This window comes from Thermosulfurimonas dismutans, assembly GCF_001652585.1.
GTDB classification, from domain to species: domain Bacteria; phylum Desulfobacterota; class Thermodesulfobacteria; order Thermodesulfobacteriales; family Thermodesulfobacteriaceae; genus Thermosulfurimonas; species Thermosulfurimonas dismutans.
The window spans coordinates 1-776 of sequence record NZ_LWLG01000050.1; the positions used below are offsets into that span (position 1 = coordinate 1).

The window sequence follows — 776 nt, forward strand, 5'->3', positions numbered from 1 at the left end:
ATTTCCCGGTATAAATTCCCCCTTTTATGAGAAAACCAAAATAGGAATTCGCCCATAAGGCAAATAGAAACTGAATGAAAATTCTCTTTCTCATTGAAGCCCCATGCAAGAAAGGCAAAGACTTATCGCTCGCGAAAAGACAAATTTATAACCTCCGAGAAAAACTCCACCTAAGAGAAATAGGGCTCCCAACCACCAAAGAAATTTAGGAATTGAACTCAACATAATCTTTGCTTTATGAAATCCGCCACTTCTTCAGCTAACTCTTCAATAAAACCCCTGTCTTCTCCCTCCACCATGACTCGATATTTGGGCTCGGTTCCGGAGGGCCTAACTAGAATTCTTCCTTTATCACCCAACATTTCTTTTATACTCCTAACTTTTTCACTGAGGCCTTCTATCTCGTCCAGCGGTTTTTTCACTTTTACCTTTACGTTCTTTAGTACCTGGGGCACTGACATAACGCACCATGTCATCGTAGGGCTCAGGGCGATCCATATCAGTGGTGTAATCGTCTACATTTGGATATCCGGGAATATAAATGTGAGTAGTAGAACTGCCGGAAGTCTGAACATTGTAATTCGGTCCTCCGCTTATGATCACAAAAGCTATATTTTCGTGGGTGGCGTTGTCGTTGTCGTCTATTACCTGAAGGGAAGTGGTTTTACGAGCGCAGGCGCTACTTTTTGGTCAATTCCAGGGCGGTAATACAGACAAAATCTTTCCCCCACACATCTTTAGCGTTTCTAAGATATTGACTACAGTTAGCCGAGTCA

Annotated in this window: 1 protein-coding gene; it reads right to left on the minus strand. The window is 42.4% G+C overall.

All coding sequences use genetic code 11. From position 1 onward, the window contains the following. Nucleotides 1-218 precede the first annotated feature (218 nt). The gene (locus TDIS_RS10690) at nucleotides 219-476 is read right to left on the minus strand and encodes a hypothetical protein (RefSeq protein WP_084271095.1); all 258 of its coding nucleotides are present in this window, start codon (nucleotides 474-476) and stop codon (nucleotides 219-221) included. Between the last annotated feature and the right edge of the window lie 300 nt (nucleotides 477-776).

Excerpts from the sequence above, each read along its gene's own strand:
- TDIS_RS10690 (WP_084271095.1), bottom strand. The coding sequence starts at position 476 with ATGACATGGTGCGTTATGTCAGTGCCCCAGGTACTAAAGAACGTAAAG.